Source organism: Sporanaerobacter sp. PP17-6a, from assembly GCF_900095615.1.
Classification (GTDB): domain Bacteria; phylum Bacillota; class Clostridia; order Tissierellales; family Acidilutibacteraceae; genus Acidilutibacter; species Acidilutibacter cellobiosedens.
Window position 1 is genome coordinate 39,797 of sequence record NZ_FMIF01000039.1, and the last position, 20,132, is coordinate 59,928.

General features: G+C 33.1%; 21 protein-coding genes. All 21 read left to right on the plus strand.

The window, feature by feature from the left end:
* Window positions 1-6: 6 nt before the first annotated feature.
* The 21 genes from scfB to PP176A_RS14525 all read left to right on the plus strand — a co-directional run bounded on the left by scfB (window position 7) and on the right by PP176A_RS14525 (window position 20,113).
* Window positions 7-1,362, plus strand: coding sequence for a thioether cross-link-forming SCIFF peptide maturase (gene scfB / locus PP176A_RS14435; RefSeq protein WP_071141176.1), 1,356 nt, complete (start codon window positions 7-9; stop codon window positions 1,360-1,362).
* A gap of 439 nt (window positions 1,363-1,801) precedes the next feature.
* Entirely contained in the window at window positions 1,802-2,338 is a 537-nt protein-coding gene (locus PP176A_RS14440; RefSeq protein ID WP_071141177.1) for a sigma factor-like helix-turn-helix DNA-binding protein, read from the plus strand.
* A 1-nt stretch (window position 2,339) separates the two neighbouring features.
* Window positions 2,340-2,486, plus strand: coding sequence for a YvrJ family protein (locus PP176A_RS15955; RefSeq protein WP_114219514.1), 147 nt, complete (start codon window positions 2,340-2,342; stop codon window positions 2,484-2,486).
* 13 nt (window positions 2,487-2,499) lie between these two features.
* Window positions 2,500-2,742, plus strand: a complete 243-nt coding sequence (locus PP176A_RS14445; RefSeq protein WP_071141178.1) for a helix-turn-helix domain-containing protein — start codon at window positions 2,500-2,502, stop codon at window positions 2,740-2,742.
* A gap of 137 nt (window positions 2,743-2,879) precedes the next feature.
* The gene (locus PP176A_RS14450; protein WP_071141179.1) at window positions 2,880-3,200 is read left to right on the plus strand and encodes a LapA family protein; all 321 of its coding nucleotides are present in this window, start codon (window positions 2,880-2,882) and stop codon (window positions 3,198-3,200) included.
* Window positions 3,201-3,204: 4 nt separating this feature from the next.
* Window positions 3,205-5,697, plus strand: coding sequence for a single-stranded-DNA-specific exonuclease RecJ (gene recJ, locus PP176A_RS14455; RefSeq protein ID WP_071141180.1), 2,493 nt, complete (start codon window positions 3,205-3,207; stop codon window positions 5,695-5,697).
* A 4-nt stretch (window positions 5,698-5,701) separates the two neighbouring features.
* Window positions 5,702-7,858 (plus strand): RelA/SpoT family protein, encoded by a 2,157-nt coding sequence (locus tag PP176A_RS14460; protein WP_071141181.1) that lies wholly within the window; start codon window positions 5,702-5,704, stop codon window positions 7,856-7,858.
* A 14-nt stretch (window positions 7,859-7,872) separates the two neighbouring features.
* Window positions 7,873-8,322, plus strand: a complete 450-nt coding sequence (dtd, locus tag PP176A_RS14465; RefSeq protein ID WP_071141182.1) for a D-aminoacyl-tRNA deacylase — start codon at window positions 7,873-7,875, stop codon at window positions 8,320-8,322.
* Between the two features lie 11 nt (window positions 8,323-8,333).
* Window positions 8,334-8,954 (plus strand): MBL fold metallo-hydrolase, encoded by a 621-nt coding sequence (locus PP176A_RS14470; protein ID WP_071141183.1) that lies wholly within the window; start codon window positions 8,334-8,336, stop codon window positions 8,952-8,954.
* A 60-nt stretch (window positions 8,955-9,014) separates the two neighbouring features.
* Complete coding sequence (locus PP176A_RS16275; protein ID WP_159429072.1) at window positions 9,015-9,176, plus strand: hypothetical protein; 162 nt, start codon at window positions 9,015-9,017, stop codon at window positions 9,174-9,176.
* Between the two features lie 5 nt (window positions 9,177-9,181).
* Window positions 9,182-10,693, plus strand: coding sequence for a coproporphyrinogen dehydrogenase HemZ (gene hemZ, locus PP176A_RS14475; RefSeq protein ID WP_071141184.1), 1,512 nt, complete (start codon window positions 9,182-9,184; stop codon window positions 10,691-10,693).
* Window positions 10,668-11,189 carry a GNAT family N-acetyltransferase gene (locus PP176A_RS14480; protein WP_071141185.1) on the plus strand — a complete coding sequence of 174 codons (522 nt, stop codon included), beginning with the start codon at window positions 10,668-10,670 and terminating at the stop codon, window positions 11,187-11,189. Before hemZ ends, PP176A_RS14480 begins: the two co-directional genes overlap by 26 nt.
* 31 nt (window positions 11,190-11,220) lie before the next feature.
* Window positions 11,221-11,496 (plus strand): hypothetical protein, encoded by a 276-nt coding sequence (locus PP176A_RS14485; protein WP_373419521.1) that lies wholly within the window; start codon window positions 11,221-11,223, stop codon window positions 11,494-11,496.
* Window positions 11,497-11,721: 225 nt separating this feature from the next.
* On the plus strand, window positions 11,722-13,518 hold the full coding sequence (locus tag PP176A_RS14490; protein WP_071141187.1) for a BglG family transcription antiterminator: 1,797 nt from the start codon (window positions 11,722-11,724) through the stop codon (window positions 13,516-13,518).
* 11 nt (window positions 13,519-13,529) lie between these two features.
* Complete coding sequence (locus PP176A_RS14495) at window positions 13,530-13,991, plus strand: PTS sugar transporter subunit IIA (protein WP_071141188.1); 462 nt, start codon at window positions 13,530-13,532, stop codon at window positions 13,989-13,991.
* Between the two features lie 87 nt (window positions 13,992-14,078).
* A complete protein-coding gene (locus tag PP176A_RS14500) occupies window positions 14,079-14,411 on the plus strand; it encodes a PTS sugar transporter subunit IIB (protein WP_071141189.1) in 333 nt (110 codons plus the stop codon).
* Window positions 14,412-14,413: 2 nt separating this feature from the next.
* A complete protein-coding gene (locus PP176A_RS14505; RefSeq protein ID WP_071141190.1) occupies window positions 14,414-15,751 on the plus strand; it encodes a PTS sugar transporter subunit IIC in 1,338 nt (445 codons plus the stop codon).
* A 33-nt stretch (window positions 15,752-15,784) separates the two neighbouring features.
* Window positions 15,785-16,909, plus strand: coding sequence for a Sapep family Mn(2+)-dependent dipeptidase (locus PP176A_RS14510; protein WP_071141191.1), 1,125 nt, complete (start codon window positions 15,785-15,787; stop codon window positions 16,907-16,909).
* 26 nt (window positions 16,910-16,935) lie between these two features.
* Window positions 16,936-17,895: a N(4)-(beta-N-acetylglucosaminyl)-L-asparaginase gene (locus tag PP176A_RS14515; protein ID WP_071141192.1), complete on the plus strand. Its 960-nt coding sequence runs from the start codon at window positions 16,936-16,938 to the stop codon at window positions 17,893-17,895.
* Between the two features lie 37 nt (window positions 17,896-17,932).
* Window positions 17,933-18,250, plus strand: a complete 318-nt coding sequence (locus PP176A_RS14520; protein ID WP_071141193.1) for a PTS lactose/cellobiose transporter subunit IIA — start codon at window positions 17,933-17,935, stop codon at window positions 18,248-18,250.
* 153 nt (window positions 18,251-18,403) lie between these two features.
* The gene (locus PP176A_RS14525; protein ID WP_083381992.1) at window positions 18,404-20,113 is read left to right on the plus strand and encodes an acyl-CoA dehydrogenase family protein; all 1,710 of its coding nucleotides are present in this window, start codon (window positions 18,404-18,406) and stop codon (window positions 20,111-20,113) included.
* Window positions 20,114-20,132 lie beyond the last annotated feature (19 nt).

Here is a 20,132-nt window from a genome sequence, read left to right on the forward strand (position 1 = left end):
ATGAGGATGTCGGATAATAAAAAGATCCATAAATTTTCTTTGAATGATAGAAATATTGTTCTTGATATAAATAGCGGAGCTGTACATGTAGTTGATGATATAGTATATGATATGTTGGATTTTTATGAAAAATATACTAAAGAAGAAATATTGGACAAACTTTCATCTAAATATTCAAAAAAAGATTTAGAGGAAGCTTATGAAGAAATAAGTGAATTGAAAAAGGAAGGTATGCTTTTTTCTGATGAGATAGACATGGGAAATATCAAATATAATGAGCAGAATGTAGTTAAGGCTCTCTGCCTTCATGTAGCTCATGATTGCAATCTGAGATGCAAATATTGCTTTGCCTCTCAAGGAGATTTTAAAGGAGAAAGGCTTCTCATGCCTCTGGAGGTGGGAAGGAAAGCTTTGGAGTTTATTTCAATCAATTCCGGAAAAAGAAAAAACTTGGAAGTCGATTTCTTCGGGGGGGAACCTTTGATGAATTTTGATGTGGTTAAGGAACTTGTTTCCTACGGAAGGATATTGGAAAAGAAATACAATAAAAACTTTAGATTTACGATTACCACAAACGGAGTGCTTCTTGACGAAGATAAGATGGATTTTATTAATGAAAATATGAGCAATGTAGTACTGAGCTTAGACGGAAGAAAGAAAATTAACGATTATATGAGAAAAACGGTTAACGGCCAGGGAAGCTATGATATTATAGTCCCTAAGATGAAGAAAATGGTAGAGAAGAGAAAGAATAAGGATTATTATATAAGAGGTACTTTTACTAAATATAATAAGGATTTTTCAGAAGATATAATGGAGTATTATAACTTGGGATTTAAGAAGGTGTCCATGGAACCTGTGGTAGCTTCTCCAAAGGAAGATTATGCTTTAATGGAAGAGGATTTGGAAGAAATATTAAGAGAATATGAGAAGTTTTCAAAAGAATATATAGATATTAAGAAAAAGGATAAAGATTTTATGTTTTTTCATTTCATGATTGATTTAAATCAAGGCCCCTGCATCATAAAGAGGACCGTAGGCTGCGGGGCGGGATCGGAATATATGGCGGTCACTCCCGAAGGAGATTTATATCCCTGCCATCAGTTTGTCGGAAATGAGGATTTTAAAATGGGGAATGTGTTTACAGGGATTAAAAATACAACTATCAGGGATGAGTTTAAAAAAGCCAATGTATTGACTAAAGAAGAATGCAGCGGTTGCTGGGCAAGATACTATTGCAGCGGAGGATGCCATGCCAATGCCTATAATTTCAACAAAGATATTAAAAAACCTTATAAAATAGGATGTGAAATGGAAAAAAAGAGAATAGAATGTGCCATATCAATTTTGGCTAATATGTAGAATTAAAAATGTGAATTGGAATTATCGGAGAAAAATAAAGTTTTAGATTATATAACATTATATAATCTAAAACTTTATTTTTTCTATAAATCAGAGCTACACTTTGTAATTACTTGCGTAGGGGGAATTCAAATCAAATTTGATGAAGGAATTCTAAAGTTTAGATAGAATATCATCATGTGAAGAATTATAATTACACTTTAATCCATCTAAAGAAAATACAATATTAAAATCAAAAAAATGGTATATGGACAAAATTTTTTTAAAAACGGTTGCTAAATTCGGAATAAAAATGTTTTTATATAATAAGTAAAGAATAAGAGGGTAGTCCTTACATACTAAAATATTCATATTCAATGTTTTAATGGAAATGTTGTTATAATTATGGGCAGATTGTAGAGGAAGAATGGAGATGATAGTGAAAAAGGAGGGGGGATAAGTGAATAAGCTGGCAGAGAAATTTTTCTATGAAAAGGATGAAAACCGAGATTTATATAATAAGGTAATAACCAATAACGATAGAAAATCTTTGCCAATATTAGAGGAAAAATTTTTTAATTATCTGTTCAAAATTTATTTAACAAGTTATATAAACAAATCAATTACTTATACCGCTTTAAATTTTAAAAAGAAATATAATCTCTTAAACCTTAGGGAATTACCTATTTTGAACATTTCTGACGAAGATTTCAATGAAGAAAAAATCAATAATATTCCGGATATATCTTTAGATTATGTAGAAGAGATATGCAACATTTATGATAATTTTGATTTCAGACAGATAATCTCGGATGAAAAACTATTATCAGCTATTGATATGCTAAGCAACAGACAGAAGAAAATTTTGTACATGTATTATGTCCAGGAAAAGGAAGAATGGGAAATAGCAGTTCAATTGAATATAACGAGGCAGTCCGTGAACAAGACAAGGAACAGAGCCATAAGCAGAATAAAATTTCAATTGGGGAGGGATTAAAGTGGATACATTCAGTAAAATAGTAGCTAATGTTGGATTTCCTATTGCGGTGGCGGGCTTTTTATTATTCAATATAGAAAAGAAAATTGATAAATTAAACGAAATGCTTATAAAAATAATGGAATTATTTGCAACTCAGAAAGATTAAAGGGAGGAGTATTATGGAAGATGAGAAATTTGTAGAACTTTGCAAGTTATCGAAAGCAGGTAATAAAGATGCTTTGAACAAATTAATTCTTATATTTAAACCTTTACTATATCAAAATAGCATGATCGATGGTGTTTTTGATGAGGATTTATATCAGGAATTAAATATAAAATTAATAGATTGTATTAAAAAATTTGATTTTAACTGCAAGGATGAAATTCTTTCCTGCCTGGATATAAAAAATGAAGAGAAGTAAAAAGAGATTATCCTATTGTAAATTTAATTTTATAATAGGATAATTTTTTTAATAAATCGGTTTTTTTATTAAAAGCTTTTATTTTGGGTAAAAAAAATGTAATATATATATATCGTGGTATAAAGGGGGAAAAATGTATGCAAAAAGGATTTATACTCTCACTTATATTTGCAACCTTGGTTGCAGTGTTTGCATTGAAAAATGCGGATAAAGTACTAATTGATTTTTTATTTGGAAAAGTGATGGTATCTCAAGCCTTGATTATTTTTATTTCAACTGTGGCAGGCGCTTTAATTGTGTTTATACTGGGTTTTGTAAAAAATATAAAATTGAAAAAGGCTTTAAAGGAAGCAAACAAAACGGTGGAAGCTTTGCAGAATGAAAAAGAGGAACTGAGTAATTTATTGGAATCGGTAAACGAAAGAGAAAAAGAGGTAACAGAGATAGGCAAGGAGTGATTTCGTGATTGAATTCGATAGGCTTTATAAAATTCATCAATACGACGATAAATTAATTAATAAAATTTCACAAGAATTAAATATTCCGAAGTTGATTGCCAAGCTATTGGTAAACAGAGGTTTTGTTGACTCTTCTCAATGCAGAGAATTCCTTGACACCGATTTAAACAATATGTATGATCCATTTATGCTGAAGGATATAAATAAAGGAGCGGAAAGGATACTTGAAGCAATTAATGAAAAAGAAAAGATATGTATATATGGGGATTATGATGTAGACGGAATTACAAGTACATCTATACTTTTAATTTTTCTTAAAAGTATAGGCGGAGATTGCTTCTATTATATTCCAAACAGGCTTGAAGAAGGGTATGGGATCAGTAAAAGAGCGGTGGATTATATCTCTTCTCAAAAAGCGTCTTTGATAATAACAGTTGATTGTGGAATAACTAATATTGAAGAAGTGGAGCATCTGAAGCAAAAGAATATGGATATAATAATTACCGATCATCATCAATGCGGCGATATCATTCCAAAATGCAGTGCGGTAATTAATCCAAACAGGTCTGATGATGGTTATCCCTTTAAGAAACTGGCAGGAGTAGGGGTGACATTCAAACTAATACAAGCTTTATCTTCTGTATTGAATATTCCTGTAGATTATGAAAAAATACTTCCGTTGGTGGCTTTCGGAACAGTAGCTGATATAGTATCTTTAACAGGAGAAAATAGGATTATAGTTAAAAATGGGCTCAATATGATAAAAAATACAACTAATATAGGAATTAAAGCATTAATAGAAGTTTCGGGACTTAAGGGAAGAGATATTGATTCTTACCATATTGGGTTTGTTATGGGACCGAGATTAAATGCAGCGGGAAGATTGGGGACAGCGAGGAAGGGAGTGGAACTTTTCCTTTCTGAGGATTATGATTCGGCGTTATCTATTGCAAAAGAATTAAGCGAAGAAAATTCAAAGAGACAAAGTATAGAGAATGATATACTAAAAGAAGCCGAAAAATTAATAGCCGAAGAAATAGATTTGGATTCCGAAAAGGTAATAGTGCTGCAGTCCGATAAATGGCATTCGGGAGTTATAGGGATAGTTGCTTCGAAGCTTTTGGAAAAATACTATAGACCTGTTATATTATTCGCGGTGGAAGGAGATACGGCAAGAGGCTCTGCCAGAAGTATTCCTGCTTTCAATATATATGAGGGTTTAAAATCATGCGAAGGCCTCTTGGAGAAATATGGCGGGCATAAGATGGCGGCGGGTATTTCAATCAATAAAAATAACATTTTAAAATTCAGAAAGGAAATCAATAAGATTGCTGATAAGGTATTGAGTAAGGAGGATTTAATTAAAGAAATAGATATAGACTGCGCAATTTCTTCTCAGGATATAGAATTGGAAACTATAGAGGATATAAAGAAGTTAGAACCCTTCGGTATTGATAATCCTACTCCTCAATTCATATTGAAGAACGGCAAGATAGAGGATTTAAGGACTGTAGGCAAATATAGAAAGCATATTAAAATGTCCATTACAAAAGATGGAAAAAAAGTAAATTGTATAGGATTTGATTTAGGAGAGTATGCTAATATATTAAATCCCAAAGATGAAATAAACATTGTAGGTTTCCTCGGCATAAACGAATATATGAATATATTAAGCCCTCAGATATTTATAAAGGATATAGTGGGTAATTATGAATATAGGAATAAATATTATTATTATTTTAAAAGGAAATTAAATAGCGGACACAAATATAATGATGAAAATGAAAATAATATAAGTATTTCTCATAGTAAGGAGAACAGATTTGATTATATCTTTGATATCTTGGATAAAGAAAAGGGAGTTCTTATCTTAATAAATAATTATTTTAATTTAGTCAGAGTGTCTAACAGAATTCAAACCCAGGGAAGAAATTTCATCAGAAGAATTTGTTTGAACTTTGAATGGGATGAAGGAGAGAAAGAAAATTCCGTTGTTTTTCTACCCAATTTAGAATTAATTGATAAAAATAGATATAATAAGATTATATTATATGATTTTAATTTTAATAAGGATGAATTATTCAAATTTTTAGATGACAGCAATGATTATTCTGTTGAATTCTTGGGGAAAGAAGAGGATATTGAATTAAATAAAAAAGTATTAAATTATATAGTTCCTTCTTTAGAAGATATGCGTATAGTATATAGAAATTTATTTTCTGCAAAGAGTAATTTTTTAATGATTGAAACAAATCCCTATGTTCATTCTTTGAGCAAAAAATTAAGTTCCGGATTTACAAAACCAAAACTTGATTTAATATTGGATATATTTAAAGATTGTAATTTAATTGATTATATTGAGAATAACGGTAATTATAATATTAAACTTTTGAATAGACGAAAAGAAAAGATAGATATAATGAATATTCCTAAGGTTAGATATTTACAGGAGTTGTATTCTCAATGGACAAAAAATCAAGAAATGACGAGTAGGTGAAATTATGATAGAAAATTTAATTTTAAAAATAGAACAATATAATCCTCAGGCAGATATGAAGCAAATAATAAAGGCTTATAATTTTGCTGAAACAGCTCATGAGGGACAGCTTAGAAATTCCGGAGAAAGGTATTTTGTCCATCCTTTTAATGTTGCGATGATATTGGCTGATATGAATATGGATACTCCTACGATTATAGCGGGATTATTCCATGATATATTGGAGGATACAAATATTACTTATGAGACTATTGTATCTGAATTTGGAGAAGAAGTGGCTAATTTAGTCGATGGAGTGACAAAGTTAAGAAAGTTGAATTATAAAACCAAACAGGAAAATCAAGCAGAGAATTTGAGAAAAATGGTTATGGCTATGGCCAAGGATATCAGAGTTATAATTATAAAACTTGCAGACAGACTTCATAATATGCGTACTCTTGAATATATGAGCGATGAAAAAAAGAAGGAAAAAGCACTGGAAACATTGGAGATATATGCACCTTTGGCTCATAGACTTGGTATTTCAAAAATTAAATGGGAATTGGAGGATTTATCCCTGAGATATCTTGATCCTGAAGGGTATTACGACCTTGTGGATAAGGTTTCAAAGCAGAGAAAGGAAAGAGAGGCGTATATTCAGGATATTATTACTACCTTGCAAAAAAAATTGGATGAAATGGATATACATTGTGAAATAAGCGGAAGGCCTAAAAATTTTTATAGTATATACAGAAAGATGGTGTATCAGAATAAGAGCTTTGAGCAGATATTTGATTTAACTGCTATAAGAGTAATTGTGGATTCCGTTAAAGACTGTTATGGAGTATTGGGCATGGTTCATACTTTATGGAAGCCTATTCCGGGAAGGTTTAAGGATTATATTGCTATGCCAAAACCTAATATGTATCAGTCTCTCCATACTACGGTTATTGGACCTAAGGGAGAAATCTTTGAAGTTCAAATAAGAACTTGGGAAATGCATAGGACTGCCGAATACGGTATCGCAGCTCATTGGAAATACAAAGAAGGGACTACAAAATCTGATAATTTTGATGATAAACTTACTTGGCTGAGGCAGCTTCTTGAATGGCAGAAGGATCTGAAAGATCCCAAAGAATTTATGGAATCGTTGAAGATTGACTTTTTTACCGACGAGGTTTTTGTATTCACACCGAAAGGTGACGTTATAGATCTTCCCAATGGTTCTACTCCCGTAGATTTTGCTTACAGAGTCCATACGGATGTGGGCAACAGTTGTGTAGGTGCAAAGGTGGACGGAAGGATAGTTCCCCTTGATTATAAATTGAAAAATGGGAATATAGTTAGTATCATTACTTCCAATAATACGGGGCCGAGCAGAGACTGGCTGAAAATTGTTAAAAGCAGTCAAGCTAAGAGCAAGATAAGACAGTGGTTTAAAAAAGAAGAAAAAGATTTGAATTTAAATAGAGGAAAAGAGATACTTGAAAGAGAAGTCAAAAGGCAGGGATATAAACCTGCTGATATGATAAAAGAAGATTGGCTCAAATCTATTGCGAGTAAATTATCGTTAAGTTCGACAGATGCTCTTTATGCGGGACTGGGATACGGAAGTGTTACCCTTTCACAAATAATGACTAAACTTAAAGAATTTTATAAGAAATATTATATCAACAAAGATGAAAAAGATAATATAGGGAAGAATATCGGATCTACTGTTAAAAAAGACCATCCTCTGGCTCAGGGAGTAATAGTCAAAGGACTGGATAATATAAAGGTGCGTTTTTCGAGATGTTGCAATCCTGTGCCGGGTGATGAAATAGTCGGATATATCACAAGAGGAAGAGGCGTATCGGTCCACAGGGCAGATTGTCCCAATATAAAAGAATTAAGAAAAGATGAAAGATTCATTGAAGTTGAATGGGATACTCAGAAAAAGGCTTCTTATAAAGCTGAAATTCAAATAAAAGCTTCGGACAGAACAGGATTTCTTGCAGAAGTAACTCAAAAGATGACGGATTCCAATTTAACGGTAATATCTCTAAATGCAAGGACAAACAAAGAAAAAGTTGCTTTGATTAATATAACCTTAGGGATAAAAGATATTGTAGAACTTAGAGATTTGATGAAAAAAATAAAAAAGATAAAAGGAGTCATTGATGTATATAGGGTGACGAGTTAGGAGAGGGTGAATATATGCGGGCAGTAGTTCAGAGGGTATCTTCGGCAGAAGTGCAGGTAGAAGGTCGGATGGTAGGAAAAATCGGCGGAGGGTTGTTGGTATTTTTGGGTGTCGGAAAGGAAGATGACGAAAAGGATTTAAAGTATCTATCCGAAAAGATATGGGGATTAAGAATATTTCAGGATGAAAATGGGAAAATGAATCTTTCCCTTATTGATGCGGGAGGAGAGTTATTAATAGTTTCTCAGTTTACTCTTTACGGAGATGTAAGGAAGGGCAAGAGACCAAGCTTCACCGATTCTGCCGAACCGAAAATTGCAGAGAAATTTTACGAAGAGTTTATAAAGATGTCTGTTGATAAAGGTATAAAGACGGAAAAGGGAATTTTCGGAGCGGAAATGAAAGTCAGCCTTATAAATGACGGACCTGTTACCATTCTTTTAGATAGCAAAAAAATTTTTTAGGAGGGATAAACTTGAAAATTGAAAGGACTGTTGTGGGGGTTTATGCGGCAAATTGTTATATTGTATATTCGGAAGATACAAATGAAGGGATAGTCATAGATCCGGGTGCCGAAGGAGATATTATAATAGATAAAATAAAGAAATTAGGCTTAAATATAAAGTATATAATAATTACTCACGGTCATGGAGACCATATAGGAGCATTATCTGAGGTTAAACAGTTTACCAATGCTCCTGTACTTATTCATGAATTGGATAAGGATATGCTTAAGGACGGAGATAAAAGCCTATCAAATGTAATTAATAAAAAGAATGTGAATCTGGAAGCTGATATGTTATTAAAAGGCGGAGAAGAAATCAAGGTGGGAAATTTAAAGTTTGAGATAATTCACACTCCGGGGCATACTCCCGGAGGAATAAGCGTTAAATGCGGAAATAGCTTGTTTACGGGAGATACATTGTTTTATCACTCCGTAGGAAGGACGGATTTTCCCGGAGGTTCCTTTGAAGATATAGTAAATTCGGTTAAAGAAAAGCTCATTATATATCCTGACGAAACTGTGGTTTATCCGGGGCATGACAGATACTCCACTATCGGAGAAGAAAAAAAATATAATCCCTTTATTAATTAAGTATACTATCCTATCTCCCTGGGAAACTTAATATATATAAAAGTATGGGAGGTGTGGATAATGAAAAAGAAAAGAATCAAATTAAACCATAAAAATATCGATTTGCATGATATAGAGGAACTTTATGAGATGGGATTGAGTGAAGAAGAAATTGCCAGGGATTTTGATATACCAATAAAATATGTGGACAGCCTGATGAAGGACGCAGATAGAGAAGAGTGAGGAAAATGGTTTATATACAGCTTAAAGGTCATGATTACAGATATGAAATGTATGAGCTTATAAGGGAATTTTTTTTTGGAGAAGATATAATCTTTTTAGATGAGGATGAAGAATATAAAGATAAAGAAATATTTATAGAAAATTTATTGACGGAGAAATCAAATGATTGGACAGTTGAAACAAAAATATACAAAGACGGTATTTTGACAACAAATGTTAAAGATAAGTCCATTCAAAATCTTAACATTGGACGGAAAAGTCTAAATAAGAAGATTAAAAATGGGATAAAGATAAATTTATATGAGTCTTTAACGGATTTTACGGGAATCAAAATTCCCTGGGGAATACTTACGGGAGTAAGGCCCATAAAAATTGTTCATGATTTAATGAATAAAGAAGCAGCTCAAGATGAAATATTTAATGTTCTTGTAAATGGATATAAAATAGACAAAGAAAAAGCGGAATTGATTATTCGTGTTGCCGAAAGACAGAGAAAATATATCGGTGATATTAAAAAGGATGATTTTAGCCTTTATATAAGTATACCTTTTTGTCCCGGCAGGTGCTATTATTGTTCTTTTCCGTCCAATGCCATCGAATCAAACAGATGTTATGTAGATGAATATACTCGAAAATTGATTCATGAAATAGAAAGTATCGGTGAAATCATGAAAAACAGAAGTATCCGCACAGTATATATAGGAGGCGGTACTCCCACTGCCATACCCATAAAAAATTTGGACGAAGTCATCCAATGTATATATAAAACATTTAATAAGGATAATATCGATGAAATAACGGTAGAAGCCGGAAGACCGGACACCATGGACAGGGACATGCTGTCGATGTTAAAGAAAAACAGAATAGACAGAATAAGCATAAATCCTCAGACCATGAATGACAGGACTTTAAAGGCCTTAGGGAGAAATCACAGCTCCGAGGACATAAAGGAAGTTTATTATTTGGCAAAGGAAATTGGTTTTGACATAATAAATATGGATTTGATTGTGGGGCTTCCCAAAGAAGAAATTAATGATGTTATTCACACCCTTGATGAAATAAAAAAACTGAATCCCGAAAATTTAACAGTTCATACTCTCGCAATAAAAAAAGGCTCTAAGTTTATAGAGCACCAAGACTATTTTAAGAAGATAAATCGAGAGAAAATAGAAAAGATGATTGAAATTTCACAAGAATATGCGAAAGAAATGAACATTAAGCCTTATTATTTATACAGACAAAAACAGATGTTGGGAAATTTTGAAAATACGGGATATGCCAAGGAAGGCACGGAATGTATATATAACATAGCTATTATGGAAGAAAAAGAAACCATTATAGGTGCGGGAGCAGGGGCGGTTTCCAAGATATATTATCCCGAAGATAACAAACTTGAAAGAGTTCCCAATGTGAAGGATTTAAGAGAATATCTCACAAGAATTGATGAGATGATAGAGAGAAAATCAAAGGTATTTTTGGGAGATAAAAAAATTGAAAATACGAAAGGCATTGATTAGTGATATTAAACAGATAGCAAGAGTTCATGTGGATTCATGGAGGACTGCATATAAGGGAATTATGTCTGATGAATATTTGGATAATCTAAGCTGTGATAACAGAGAAAGAAACTGGAAGAAAAGATTATTTGAAAATAAGGAGTCAACAGAATTTATGTATGTTGCGGAAAATGAAGAAGAAAAAATTGTAGGCTTTGCATCGGCTGATATAGATAAAGAAGATAAACAATATCAAGGAACTCTCTATACTTTATATATTTTAGAACCTTATCAGAGAATAGGCATTGGAAGAGAATTGGTAAAATCTGTTGTGAAGAAATTAAAAGAAAACGGTATTAATTCGTTAAAGTTGTGGGCTTTTGAAGATAATCCCTCAAGAAAATTTTATGAAAAATTCGGAGGAAAAATAATGGGTAAAAAAGTTTCAAAAGTAGGAGATGTACAACTTAACGAATTATTATACGGCTGGAAAGATATAAATGATATCAGATTTTGAATATATTCAAGGGAAGGGTGCAAAATGAAAAATACTCTTTGATATCGGTCATTACCAACTGGGAGTCAGAAAAAATTTGGAGGATTTTATTGACTTTATTATCGGAATTCATATACATGATAATGACGGGGAAAATGACCTTCATTTGGAAGTAGGGAAAGGAATTATTGAATTTAAAGAAATTTTTTCCCAGCTTTATACAAAACTTAATGATTTAATTTTTGTATTGGAGTACAGAACCATAGATTTTGAAATGATAAATTCAAGCGTTAAATACATAAATGTAGTCATACCGTGCCACCGATAATCACGTCCCGCTTTTTCCAATTTCCTTTATTTTACCAAGATATTTATACTTATACAAAATTTTTTGTTTAACCTCAATAAATTAATTACTGATGTACTTATAAGAATAGATACATATTTTTTTTGATTCCTGAACATAAATTACTTATCATTAAGGAAGATATATGGTATGGATTTATAAGAGATATATATGTATAATTTTAATTAAGAAAGGGTTTGTATAATTATGAATAAACGCCAGGTGGATTTATTAAAAAAATTAATAGTTCAGGATGGTTATCAGCCGTTAAGGTATTTTTCCGATGCGTTTAACATATCGGGAAAAACGATTTCAAAGGATCTTGACGAAGTTGAAAATATCATTAATCCTATTGGGGCCTACATAGAGAGAAAACAAGGTTCCGGCATAAGGCTGTATTATACTCCGTCTCAGTTGGAGAGGCTGAACATTATATTGAATGATGCAAAAGCTTTTGATGGGAATAAGGATTTGGAACATAGAAGAACTGAAATTTTATTGAATTTGCTCATCAATACAAATGAATACACTACAATTCAAAAACTTTCCGATAAATATATGGTAAGCAGGACGTCTATTAATAATGATTTAAATGAAATTCGGAAAAGCTTGGATAAATATAATTTAGAACTTTCAAGGACATTAAAAGGAACAAGGATAGTAGGCAGTGAAATAAATATCAGAAGGGCCTGGGTATTTGCAATTCAAGAGTACGGAAAAATCAATCCTGATTATATTACGGAATATCAAAATATTCGTCATAAGGAACTTAATATTAATGAAATCAGCGGTATTTTAAATGTCAAATCCATTTCATTCTTTGAAAATTTGTTAAACGAATTGGAAAATAAATTGAAATTGGTGGTATATGAACCTTATTATACGAATTTGTTAAGCCATTTAGTGATCATGACAAAGAGAATAATTGATGGGAATTATATTGATGATAAAGCAGGGAATAAGGATTCTGTGTTATCAATAAGCAATGAACTATATAATAGCGCTGTTTATTTGATTAAAGAAATAGAAAAGAAATTTGATATCAAAATTAACAAGGAAGAAGTAGCCTATATCTATAAATATTTAATATCAATAGGGCTAAGTTTTGATGATAATAAAAAAGGCATTAAAGGATCGGATCCGTCATACATTCATTTTACTAAAGGTCTGATAGATATTATATCACAGATGTCAGAGGTGAACTATAATTTAAGAATTGGGTTATACGATAATTTATCATTACATATAAGACCTATGTTAAATAGAATAAGATATAATATCCAGATTAAAAATCCGTTGCTAAAAGATTTTTTAAAGGAATTTAAAGAAGATTTTTTTGTAGTGAAGATTGCTTGTTTCTTAATCTGTAAAAAGTATGGATTTAATATGATAAATGATGATGAAGTGGCATATATTTTATCCTATTTTATATCCGAAGATGAAAAAATTGCCGAGGCTGTGAAAATAAAAACGGTAGTAATCTGTCACAGCGGATACGGGACAAGTCAATTATTGGCTACGCGACTGAAAAATGCCTTTAACAATATTGAAATATCAGGGATAGTTTCATCCAATTCAATTAATAAGATTGATTTGAGTAAAGTAGATTTAATAGTTTCTACGGTGGATTTTGATATAAACCAGTCTTACCTAATGGTGTCTGCATTTTTAAATGAAATAGACAGAGAAAATATAAAAAATTATATAGAAAGTATATTGAGAAATAAAAGGAAATCGTTTTTGAAGGATGATATGAAGGAAATTTCAATAGAAACTATTGGTGAAAAGAATGATATAAAGAGACCTAAGAAGTTCTTCATTGAGGAAAATTTAATTCATATAGAAGACAATACTTATGTATGTCTTACAGGTGACAGAAAAAATTCAATCAGAGAATATTTACCTGAGAAAAATAGAGCGGAAAAGCACATAATCTTTATAAATTATTCTGATTATATTTATCTGTCAAAGGCTGTAAGGCTGTTGATAAGGAAACGGTTATAGGAGAGAAGATAATGGAAGATGAAAATTTAATCAGTGAAGATAATATTCTTTTAAATATTAAACTGAATTCTAAAGAAGAAGTTATCAATAAGCTATCGGATCTTTTAGTGAATTCAAAAGCGGTTTCTGAAAAGGAAGGTTTTATAAAAGATATATATGAAAGGGAAAGCAGGGGTTTTACATATGCCGGAGATTACTTGGCAATTCCTCATGGGTGGTCTGAATATGTAATAAAGCCGGCAATGGCCATTGCCAAAACAGATACTGCCTTTGCTTGGGATAAAGACGGTAATTTGGTTAAATTAGTTATCATGTTTGTTATACCTGAAAATACCGAAATGGAAAACAACCTAAAAAAGATAGGAAAAATATTTTCGGCATTGGGAGATACAAAATTAGTGAAGAAGCTCTTAAAATTAAATACAAAAAAGGAAATAATTGAATTCATTTGTAGTATCACAAAAACAAATTGAAATTAAAATATGGCAGTCAAATAAGCTTCGGGAAATCTATTAAAAGTTAGAAAGATATAAAATTTATAAATATGGAGGTTAACAATAATGAAAAAAATATATTTGTTTTGTGACCAAGGGATGAGTACAAGTATGCTTGCCCAAAAGATGCAGGATATCGGAAGCGAGCATAATTTACCCTTGGAAGTAAAAGCATACTCAATTAAAATTTTAGAAAAGATAATGGATGAAGAAAATCCCGATTGTGTATTGTTAGGTCCTCAGGTCAGGCATTTACTTGAAGATACTAAAAACAGGTTAAAGAATTATGACGTTCCCATTGGAGTTATTGATTCCGCAGATTATGGGATGATGGATGGAGAAAAGATTTTAAAGAAATCAATACTGTTAATGAGAGAATATAAGGAGAAAGGAAAATAATAATGTTTGACAAACTGGGAAAAGTTTTAATGCCTGTCGCGGACAAGTTAGGAAAAAATAAAATTTTAGTTGCCATACATAAGGGGTTTTTAATCTCAACCCCGTTAATTGTTGTCGGCTCTGTATTTTTGTTAATAGCAAACTTTCCGATACCCGGCTGGTCAGAATTTTGGGCAGGAGTTTTCGGAAAAGGATGGGAATCTCATTTTTCTGATATTGCGCGGGCAACTTTTGATATTATATCATTATTAACGGCAGTTGGTATAGGATATTCCTATGCCGGAGAAATAGGAGCGGATAAAATACAAAGTGCAATGGTTTCGCTCGTGTCATTTATAATATTAATGCCTACAACAATTTCCGATAATGGTTTGGCATCCTTAAAGGCTATAAATTTTTCTTATACAGGTCCAAAGGGAATATTTCTTGCGATGATTGTCTCAATTTTATCTGTTCGGATATTTAAATGGGCATACGATAAGGGACATACAATAAAGATGCCTCACGGAGTACCGCCTGCTGTTTTTGACTCTTTTAAAGCTTTAATACCAAGTGGTGTAGTAATATTTGTATTTTTTTTAGTGAGAATTTTATTTGAGTTTACGCCCTATGAATCCGTACATAATTTCATATACACTATATTGCAGGTTCCGCTAACAGGAGCCGTAGATAGTTTGGAAGCACAAATTATTTATATTGTGTCATGTTCTGTTTTTTGGTTATTCGGAATAAATGGTCCTTCAGTTGCAAACTCAGTTTTTTCGCCAATATTCGGGATTCTGTCGGTAGAAAATCTTGCGGCTTTCGAAGCTAAGATGACGCTGCCTCATATATATACGCAGCAATTTGTAGATTTATTTCAGACATTCGGAGGTTCAGGAAGTACTCTTTCTTTAGTTATCCTTATGATGACGGTTTGTAAATCGCAAAGAATTAAGAAGTTGGGAAGGTTATCGATTGTACCAGGAATCTTTGGCATCAATGAGCCCATTATATTTGGACTGCCGATTGTATTGAATCCTATAATGGCTATACCCTTTATAGCGGTACCCTTGATGAATACCGTTTTGTCGGGGGTAGCATTTAAAACCGGGTTTTTACCTTATACAAATGGAGTTGCATTATCATGGACGACACCTTTAGGTTTCTCGGGATACCTTTCAACCGGCAGTTTAAAAGCGGCTGTATTTCAAGTTATATTGTTAATCTTGGGATGTGCGGTATATTATCCCTTTGTAAAGATATTAGACAGGAATTATCTGAAAGAAGAACATTCTCAAACTAAAAAAGATAAAACGGAGGATATTTCCTTTGACGACATATCCTTAGATGATATGTAAGAGAATAAAGTGATTTTTAACGGAGGCTGTATAATGGAACAAATTTTGAACAATAAGATTGACGAATACAAAGAAGAATTATTGAAATCCATCATAGAAGTTATCAATATACCAAGTATTAAAGGAGAAGCAAAAACAGATGCCCCTTTTGGAGAAAATATAAGGAATGCATTGATAAGGGCATTAGAGATAGCTGAAAATTTGGGGTTCAGAACGAAGAATTTGAATAATTATATCGGATACGCTCAATATGGTGAAGACGAAGATTATATAGGGATTTTAGGACATTTGGATGTGGTAGATGTAGGGGAAGGATGGAAGTTTCCGCCTTTCAGCGGACATATTGAAAACGGGAAAATATACGGCAGAGGTGTTTTGGACAATAAAGGCCCGATTATATCAGCTCTTTATGCATTATATGCCATTAAAGAATCGGGATTGAAAATTAATAAACCGGTGAGGATAATATTTGGTACCGATGAGGAAAGCGGCTTTAAGGATATTCCATATTATCTGGAAAAAGAAAAGCCGCCTATAATGGGTTTTACTCCGGATTGCAAATATCCCGTTGTCTATGGAGAAAGAGGAAGAGCAAATGTTCAATTTGAGGCGGATTATAACGATGAGAATTACGAGAAGATCGTCGGGAAATTTTTTGACTTTTTAAACGGTTATATTTTATCCGGCAAGAATAATGGGGATAGGCTGGGTATTGATTTTAGTGATGGAGAATTTGGAACCATGGAGATGAGAAACTATAATATCGGAATAAAACCATCTAAGTTATTATTTAAGCTTAGTTTGAGCTATCCGGCGGGAGTCAGTATTGATGAAATATTGAAAAGGATAAAGTCAAAGTTGAATAAAAATATAAAATTAAATCTTTTGGTGAATTATAATCCCGTTAAATTTGACAAAGATTCTTTTTTGGTTAAATCCCTGCAAAAGGCCTATGAGGATATTACTGATTTAGATGGGACTCCCGTTACGACAACGGGAGGAACTTATGCAAAGATAATGCCCAATATAGTTCCTTTCGGACCTTCTTTTCCTGGACAAAAGGGAATTTCTCACAATCCCAATGAATATATGGATATAAGTGATATAGTATTAAACGGAAAGATATTTGCTCAGGCAATTTATAATTTGGCAAAATAAAAACAGATAAAAAGGGAGGGTAAAATATGAGTTGGGCAATTATAGGTACATGGAGAATGGCCTTGGAAGGCATTGAAAAGGCAGCGGAATTGCTGGTGAATAGAGGAAATTCAGGAGATGCTGTTGAAACAGCCATAAAGATGGTAGAGGATTTTCCATATTATAAATCCGTTGGATACGGCGGCCTTCCTAATGAAAATGGGGAAGTAGAATTGGATGCCGCTTTTATGAACGGTGACACTTTGTCTATTGGTGCGGTAGGCGGAATTAAGAATTTTAAAAATCCCATAAGTATAGCCAAAAAATTAAGTAAAGAAGAATTTAACTGTTTTCTGATAGGGCAAGGGGCAGAAGAGTATGCCGATAAAAATGGCTTTGAAAGAAAGAACATGCTTACTGACAGAGCTATTATTCATTATAAGAACAGATTGAAAGAAACAGCAGACAAAAGGTTAACTCCCTATAAGGGACATGATACTGTAGGAATTGTTTCTCTGGATTTAAATGATTCTATGGCCTGCGGAACATCTACAAGTGGTTTGTTCATGAAAAAAAGAGGAAGATTGGGGGATTCCCCCTTGGTAGGTTCAGGTTTTTATGTGGACAGTGAAATAGGAGGAGCAGTGGCTACAGGATTAGGAGAAGATATAATGAAAGGCTGTATTTCTTATGAAATTGTGAGGCTGATGGGGGAAGGCTGCAGTCCTCAAGAGGCTGCAGATAAGGCTGTATTTAAACTTAATAATATACTTGTCGACAGAAGAAAAAAATCTGGAGATATTTCTGTGGTATGTATTAATAATAGAGGAGAATTTGGTGCAGCGACTAATGCTGAAGGATTTTCTTTTGTGGTAGCTACCGAAAAATTGTCGCTGACTGCTTATGTATGTTCAGTTAAGGATAATAAAACAATTTATGAAGTTGCAACCGAAGAATGGATGGATAACTATATGAAAAAAAGGACAGCTCCTTTAAAATTAAAATAAAAATATAATAATAGGATATAGAAAGACGGTGGAATTTATGGAAGGTATGGAATTATTAAATTTTCAAATAATAAGTAATGTCGGAGATGCAAAATCATTTTTATTTGAGGCTTTAAAAGCAGCAAGGGAAGAAAAATTTAAAGAAGCAGAAAAATTTATTGAAAATGCAGATGAATCCTTATTAAAGGCGCACGAGATACATATAAAATTATTAAATCAGGAAACCCAGGGCAAGCCCATTGATATATCTCTCCTGCTGATGCATGCTGAAGATCAAATGATGTCAACTGAACTGTTAAGGGATATTACAAATGAAATGTTATTGGTTCATAAAAAATATTCTAATAAAATTTAAACACGAGATCACCTTGCGATTAGGTTACGTACAAGGTGATTTTTTATCTTAAAGAGCTGAATATGATAAGTACAGATTAACTTAAAAAGATAAGGGGTATAAGAGACATAACAAGAGTAGATATTATAATGATTATGTAGAGGGGATGACTTTATGGATTTTAAATTAACACCAAGACAAGAGAATTTAAAGAATAAAATTCGTAAATTTGCGGAAGAAAAAATCGAACCTATTGCTTTTCAGCTCGATACAGATAATGCTTTTCCAGAGGACATTGTTAAAGAATTAGGTAAAATGTCTGTAATGGGCCTTCCTTATCCGAAAGAATACGGAGGAGCCGGTGAAGATTTTTTGAGTTATATTTTGGCTGTAGAAGAATTGTCCCGTATAGATGCGGGTATGGGAGTAATTTTATCCGCCCATGTATCATTAGGTTCCTGGCCTATTATGGAATTTGGAACGGAAGTTCAAAAGAAAAAGTATTTGAAACCTTTAGCCTCTGGAGAAAAAATAGGTGCTTTCGGGCTGACGGAAACAAATGCAGGCAGCGATGCCGGGGAAACTGAAACAACAGCTGTCTTGAACGGCGATTATTATATATTGAACGGTTCTAAAGTATTTATTACAAATGCGGACTATGCAGACACATATATTGTCTTTGCTTCTACTGCTCCGGAAATGAAAACTAAGGGGATCAGCGCGTTTATTGTAGAAAAAGGTTGGGACGGATTTACCTTTGGCGTTCATTATAATAAAATGGGTATCCGATCTTCTGCTACAGCTGAACTGATTTTCAACAATGTAAGGGTACCTAAGGAAAATTTGTTGGGCGAGGAAGGCCAGGGATTTAAAATTGCCATGAAGACTTTGGAAGGAGGACGTATAGGGATTGCTTCCCAAGCCTTGGGCATTGCTCAAGGAGCTTATGAGAAAGCTCTGAATTATTCGAAAGAAAGAGTTCAGTTTGGGAAGCCTATTTGCAGACAGCAGGCAATTGCATTTAAACTTGCGGACATGGCGACTAAAATTCGTGCAGCACGTTTTATGGTATACAGCGCTGCGGAAAGAAAGCAGAATCGTGAATCTTATGGTACGGAAGCCGCAATGGCAAAACAGTATGCATCGGATATTTGCCTTGAAGTAGTAAATGATGCGGTTCAGATTTTCGGCGGCTCCGGATATATAAAGGGCTTTGCCGTGGAGCGTATGTACAGGGATGCAAAGATTTGTACAATATATGAAGGGACTAATGAAATACAGAGGTTAATCATTTCCAATGATATTTTGGGCAAACCTAAAACTTCCGCCGAAAAAACTCCGAATAAAGATGATTCGGTTTCGGTTACCCCAAAGCCTTCTAAACCATTGACGGGAAACCGTAAGGGCATATTAATTCAAAATGGAACTGCGGAAGAAAAAGTTCACGAATTATTGAAAGCCGTCGGGAAAGACAATATGATTTCTAAAAGAGATGATGTTGATTTATACGACAGTATAGGAAGTGCGGACGTAGTGTGCAGTATAGGATTGGGACTGTCATCCGAGAAAGATTTACCTATAATAACTAATTTGACTAAAGCCATGAACGCGGTCATAGGATGTTCAAGACCTTTTGCCGAAGAAAGAAAATGGCTCCCTCTTGATAGATTCGTCGGCATATCAGGTCAGAAATTCCATGGTTCCTTATATATTGCGATAGGTATATCGGGCCAAACCCAACATCTTCGTGGGATTCAAGATGCAGGGACAATCGTCGCGATTAATATTGATCCCAACGCTCCTATTTTTAAAAACGCGGATTACGGCATTGTCGGTGATTTATACGAAATCGTTCCTGCTCTTACGGAAATGCTGAATAAATAAAGTGGACATGGGGACGTTA

Excerpts from the sequence above, each read along its gene's own strand:
- PP176A_RS14490 (WP_071141187.1), top strand. The coding sequence starts at position 11,722 with ATGAATAAACGCCAGGTGGATTTATTAAAAAAATTAATAGTTCAGGAT.
- PP176A_RS14495 (WP_071141188.1), top strand. The coding sequence starts at position 13,530 with ATGGAAGATGAAAATTTAATCAGTGAAGATAATATTCTTTTAAATATT.
- dtd (WP_071141182.1), top strand. The coding sequence starts at position 7,873 with ATGCGGGCAGTAGTTCAGAGGGTATCTTCGGCAGAAGTGCAGGTAGAA.
- hemZ (WP_071141184.1), top strand. The coding sequence starts at position 9,182 with ATGGTTTATATACAGCTTAAAGGTCATGATTACAGATATGAAATGTAT.
- PP176A_RS16275 (WP_159429072.1), top strand. The coding sequence starts at position 9,015 with ATGAAAAAGAAAAGAATCAAATTAAACCATAAAAATATCGATTTGCAT.
- PP176A_RS14500 (WP_071141189.1), top strand. The coding sequence starts at position 14,079 with ATGAAAAAAATATATTTGTTTTGTGACCAAGGGATGAGTACAAGTATG.
- PP176A_RS14445 (WP_071141178.1), top strand. The coding sequence starts at position 2,500 with ATGGAAGATGAGAAATTTGTAGAACTTTGCAAGTTATCGAAAGCAGGT.
- PP176A_RS14515 (WP_071141192.1), top strand. The coding sequence starts at position 16,936 with ATGAGTTGGGCAATTATAGGTACATGGAGAATGGCCTTGGAAGGCATT.
- scfB (WP_071141176.1), top strand. The coding sequence starts at position 7 with ATGTCGGATAATAAAAAGATCCATAAATTTTCTTTGAATGATAGAAAT.
- PP176A_RS14520 (WP_071141193.1), top strand. The coding sequence starts at position 17,933 with ATGGAAGGTATGGAATTATTAAATTTTCAAATAATAAGTAATGTCGGA.
- PP176A_RS14505 (WP_071141190.1), top strand. The coding sequence starts at position 14,414 with ATGTTTGACAAACTGGGAAAAGTTTTAATGCCTGTCGCGGACAAGTTA.
- PP176A_RS14460 (WP_071141181.1), top strand. The coding sequence starts at position 5,702 with ATGATAGAAAATTTAATTTTAAAAATAGAACAATATAATCCTCAGGCA.
- PP176A_RS14510 (WP_071141191.1), top strand. The coding sequence starts at position 15,785 with ATGGAACAAATTTTGAACAATAAGATTGACGAATACAAAGAAGAATTA.
- PP176A_RS14450 (WP_071141179.1), top strand. The coding sequence starts at position 2,880 with ATGCAAAAAGGATTTATACTCTCACTTATATTTGCAACCTTGGTTGCA.
- PP176A_RS14525 (WP_083381992.1), top strand. The coding sequence starts at position 18,404 with ATGGATTTTAAATTAACACCAAGACAAGAGAATTTAAAGAATAAAATT.